Genomic DNA, 5,108 nt, shown 5'->3' on the forward strand with positions numbered 1-5,108 from the left:
TGTTGGAAATCCGGCCGATCTCGCTCTTCGGCACCAGGCGCGGCATCATCGAATCGTTGAACACGGTCGAAAACTCCGCCGCCACCGACGCCAGCGAAAAGAACAGCACGACCAGGAAAAGGTTCGAACCGGGGGCCGCGAACCAAAGCATGCAAAGGCAGGTGACCTTGACCGCGGCAAAGAATGCGATCCACGGCTTGCGCGGTCCGGTCTGGTCGGCGATCGAGCCGAGTATCGGCGACAGCACTGCAATGACAAGGCCGGCCGCAGCAATGCCGTAGCCCCAGGCCGCCTGCCCGGTTTCCGGATCGCTCGCCATCCGCGACACGAAATAAGGCCCGAAGATGAAGGTGGTGACGACGGTGAAGAACGGCTGCGCCGCCCAGTCGAACAACATCCATCCCCAGATGCCGCGCCCGGACGCACGCTGCACTGTTTCTACCGTCATGATGATCCCCCGGCACCGGTTCCGTGTCGGGCGCCATGTCTGCATGTTTCATGCGCTCATGCAATGAACCAAGCTTGGTGTGCCGTCCCTTGCCCCTGCCGCGCGTTCACTGTTCGAAAGCCAAGCAATTGGCTTTCGTCCGCGACGCGGACCAAGCCCTTATTTTTTCTCGTGAGGGAAGTCGGACCGAAGGTCTGGCGCCGCCCTCCACCCCCTGCTTCGCGGCGATTGCCGCCGGCGCGAATTTCTTGATTATTAAGTTGACTCTTTTTGTCCGGTTTGACTAATTGCGCTCGCGCAGGGCCGGAAAGTCGCCGGTCGAACGGCTCGATATGGTCTGACAGGGAATAAGAGATGACGATTGGTCGACAGGCATTGCCGCGCACTCAGGTAAGGCGATTGATTGCGAGCAGTGCCTTGATAGCGGCATCTTTTGGAGCGGTGGGGGCCGGCCGGGCCCAGGAGGTTTCGCCGGACGATGCAACTCAACTGGAAACCATCGTCGTCACCGGCAAGTCGGACCGCCTTGTCGGGCCCGATCAAACGATCGTCGCCGAGGATACGGCGACCGCCACCAAGACCGATACGCCGATCGTCGACGTTCCCGCCTCGGTTTCAGTGGTAACCCAGAAGGAACTGGAGGCGCGCCATGTCGAAAGCCTGCAGCAGGCCGTGGCCTACACATCCAGCGTCCTCACCGACGAGTTCGGCAACGATGACCGATACGACTATATTCGCATCCGCGGTTTCGACCAGACATCGCTCGGTACCTATCGCGATGGTCTCACGGCGCGCATCCCCGCCTGGTTCACGGCCAGCCGTCTCGAGCCTTACGGACTTCAGCGCGTGGAGGTCCTGAAGGGATCGACATCGACGCTTTTTGGTCTCAACGGCCCTGGCGGGCTGGTCAATGCCATCACCAAGCGGCCGCTGGACCAGAAGCAGGGGGAGATTTACACGTCCTATGGCGACGGTACCAAGGAGGTTGGCGTTGATTTTGGCGGGCCAATCGACCCCGATGGCGTGTGGACCTATCGGCTCACAGGGCTGGCCAAGGATGGCGATCAAGGATGGGATTATTCCAACGACGATCGGCTTTACATCGCGCCCGCGTTGACCATCAAGCCCGAGGAAGGAACGTCGCTCACCATCCTGACTGACTATTACAAGCGAGATGGCACAGGCGCACGCGGCACCCCGGCTGGCGGCAATATCGACATCGGCACATTCCTGGGCGAGCCGGATTTCAACCGCTTCAACACGGAGCAGGTCGATATCGGCTACCAGTTCGAGCACGAGTTCAACGAGAACCTCACCTTGCGCTCCAATGCCCGCTACACGCATTTGAGCCTCGACTACGCCGAGGTCTACGGCGCGTCGCTTGACCCCACGGCGGACCGCACGGCATTTTCCGTCGATGGCCTGTCCAACCGCTATGCCTTCGACAATCAGTTGCAATACGATACGGGCTGGGGCGGGATCGACAGCAAGACGCTTGTCGGCGTCGACTACGCCAACGACAACACCCGTGAAAACATTCTCTTCGGCACCGCCGGTCCCATCGACATCGACAATCCGGCCTATTGCGGTCTGTCCTGCATCAATCTCGGCCCCTACGTGAACTGGCGGGTCAAGCAACAGGCAGTCGGTGTCTATGCCCAGGAGCAATTGACGTTTGACGACCGCTGGATCGTCACCCTGGGTGGGCGCTGGGACCGCGTGCATACGACGGCGGACTATCTCGACTCGGGAACGCAGGACGACGACACGGCATCCGCCTTCACCAAGCGCGCCGGCCTGACCTACAAATTCACTCCGAACCTCGCGGTCTACGCCAACTATTCGGAAAGCTTCCAGCCGCTCGTGGCGCCAAGCGGCAACGGATATGCGGTCTCGGGTTCGCTGAAGCCTCAAGAGGGCAGGCAGTATGAGGCAGGTATCAAGTACAAGCCCGACGGCTTCGACGGCCTGTTCACGGCCGCGGTCTTCGACCTTACCCAAACCAATGTTCCCACCTATGTCACGCCTGTTGTCCAGCAGCAGATCGGCAAGGTTGGCGTCCGCGGCATCGAACTCGAGGGCAAGGCCGCCATTGCGGAAAACCTGAACCTGACGCTTGCCTATTCCTACTGGGATGCCGAGATCCTGGAAGACGGTATTGGAGGAAATGCCGGCAATCGGCCGCAGCGTGTCCCTCGCCACCTGGCTTCGGCCTGGGTTGATTATACGCTACCCGAGGAGGGACGGCGTGGCGACCTGACCATCGGCGGAGGCGTGCGCTATATCGGACAAACCTACGGGGATGACGCGAACACGACTTCGATTGGCGGCTACGCACTGGTGGATGCGGCGATCAGCTACAAGATGACCAAGGACGTGACGTTGGCCCTGAACGCAACGAACCTGTTCGACCGGAAGTATTTGACAACCAGCTATTACGGAACCGAATTTTACGGCGACCGGCTGAAGATCGTCGGCACGCTCAAACATTCCTGGTGAGCTTTTTGAACGCCGGTTTCGAAGCGGATGGCATTCGAAAAGAGCCACACGCATCCGGTAATGCGTGTGGTGATCGTCGGCGGTTCACATCCCCGTCAGATCGCTCATCAGCCCCGACGCCACCGACAGCCGCGACACGGTGATGTCGCCGCCCTCGGTCAGCGCCTGCAGCCGCTCGCGGATGCGCGCCACCCGCTCGCCGCCGGCGTCCAGCCAGGCAACCACCGGATCGGCCGTCTTGGCGTGGCCGGTGAGTGCCGCCACCGCGATGCCGCGCCGTGCCGCGCCGATCGTGTCGGTGGCGCGCGACAGTGCCAGCTGATCATAGTAGTCCGAAGGCGTGATCGAGCGTGCGGCGTCCTCGACACGCGGGATGCGGAAGGCATCGCTGACGGCGAAGAACGCCTTGGCCGCGGCGACGATATCGGCGCCGGCGGTGCGCGCCGTCAGCGCGATGTCGGGGATAAGTTCCGCCACCTCGCTCAGCGCCAGTTGCCCGGCCAGCCCTTCCGGCGCGCCGCTCTTGAACAGCCCGTGCCGCTTCTCCTCGATGCGCTCGCGCGAGAAAGCCGGCAGCAGCGCAACGAGCTTCGGTTCCAGCGCCTTGCGTGCTTCCTGCAGCTCGGCGATGCGCTGGCCGAGGGGTGCCGTGCCGGCATCGTTCTTGAGATACCAGCCGCTGGTCACGTAGATCAGCCGGCTGACCATCTGATAGAGATCGAGCTGCACCTGGCCGTCGATCTGGTTGTCGAGCGCGTCGATCTCGCGATAGAGCGCCGGCAAGGCAAAACCGTCGCGCACCATCGCGAAGGTCCGCACCACGTCGGCGGCGGTGCGCCCCGTGGCTTCCTGCAGCCGGTTGACGAAGGACGGGCCGCCGCGATTGACCAGGTCGTTGGCGACGACCCGTGTGATGATCTCGCGGCGCAGCCGGTGGCCATGGATCTCTGTGGCGTATTTCTTCGCCATCCGGTCGGGAAAATAGCCCATCAGGTCGCGGTCGAAATGCGCGTCATCAGGCACGTCGCTGGCGACGATGTCGGAAAACAGCACGATCTTGGCATAGGCGAGCAGCACGCCGAGTTCGGCTCTCGTCAGCGGTTCGCCGCGCGCTTCGCGCTCGGCGAGCGCTGACGGCGACGGCAGCGTCTCCACAGTGCGGTCGAGCAGGCCACGCGCTTCCAGCGCCGTCATGAAGCGGCTCTGATGCGCGATGTCGGCGAGGCCGCGCTTGCGGGCGATCGAAAGCGCCAGCGTCTGCTGGTAGTTGTTCGACAGCACCAGCGAGCCGACCTCGTCGGTCATCTCGGCCAGCAGCTTGTTGCGTGCCGGGCGCGTCAACGACCCCTTGCGCATGGCGGATGCCAGCGCGATCTTGATGTTGACCTCGACGTCGGAACAGTTGACGCCGCCCGAATTGTCGATGGCGTCGGAATTGCAGCGGCCGCCATTCAGGCCGAACTCGATGCGCGCCCGCTGCGTGACGCCGAGATTGGCGCCCTCGCCGATCACTTTCGCCCGGACATCGAGCGCGGTGATGCGAATGGCATCGTTGGCGCGATCGCCGACTTCGGCGTTGGTTTCGGTCGATGCCCGCAAATAGGTGCCGATGCCGCCGAACCACAGGAGATCGACAGGGGCCTTGAGGATGGCGGTCATGATCTCGACCGGCGTGGCGGCGGTCTTGGCCAGGCCGATCGCCGCCGCCGCCGCCGCCGGCAAGGTGATCGATTTCTGGTTGCGCGAGACGATGATGCCGCCTTCCGACAGTTTCGTCTTGTCGTAGTCCTGCCAGCTCGAACGCGGCAGCGCGAACATGCGCTCGCGCTCGGCCATCGAGGCTGCCATGTCGGGATCGGGGTCGATAAAGATGTCGCGATGGTCGAAGGCGGCGATCAGCCGGGTTTTCGGCGACAAAAGCATCCCGTTGCCGAACACGTCGCCCGACATGTCGCCAACCCCGACGACCGTGAAGGACGAGGTCTGGATATCGCGGTTGATCTCGCGGAAATGCCGCTTGACCGCTTCCCAGGCGCCCTTGGCGGTGATGCCCATCTTTTTGTGGTCATAGCCGGCCGAGCCGCCGCTGGCGAAGGCGTCGTCGAGCCAGAAGCCGGGCTTCTCCGAGATCGCGTTGGCGGTGTCGGAGAAGGTCGCCGTG

At 63.0% G+C, this 5,108-nt stretch carries 3 protein-coding genes; 1 reads left to right on the forward strand and 2 read right to left on the reverse strand.

The genetic code is table 11. From position 1 onward, the window contains the following. Window positions 1-448: MFS transporter (locus tag EN906_RS22395; protein WP_127375377.1), on the reverse strand; the 448-nt coding region annotated here is incomplete at its 3' end. Window positions 449-802: 354 nt separating this feature from the next. On the opposite strand from EN906_RS22395, the gene EN906_RS22400 reads away from it, so the two are divergent. Beyond that, window positions 803-2,947 carry a TonB-dependent siderophore receptor gene (locus EN906_RS22400; RefSeq protein ID WP_127268917.1) on the forward strand — a complete coding sequence of 715 codons (2,145 nt, stop codon included), beginning with the start codon at window positions 803-805 and terminating at the stop codon, window positions 2,945-2,947. A gap of 84 nt (window positions 2,948-3,031) precedes the next feature. Here EN906_RS22400 and EN906_RS22405 read toward each other — a convergent pair. Continuing rightward, a partial coding sequence (locus EN906_RS22405) for an NAD-glutamate dehydrogenase domain-containing protein (RefSeq protein ID WP_206529151.1) occupies window positions 3,032-5,108 on the reverse strand: 2,077 nt, incomplete at its 5' end.

This window comes from Mesorhizobium sp. M7A.F.Ca.CA.004.06.1.1, assembly GCF_003999135.1.
In the GTDB taxonomy this organism is placed as follows: Bacteria; Pseudomonadota; Alphaproteobacteria; order Rhizobiales; family Rhizobiaceae; genus Mesorhizobium.

What these genes read in the sequence shown, in the direction of transcription:
- EN906_RS22400 (WP_127268917.1), top strand. Translation starts at nt 803, where the DNA reads ATGACGATTGGTCGACAGGCATTGCCGCGCACTCAGGTAAGGCGATTG.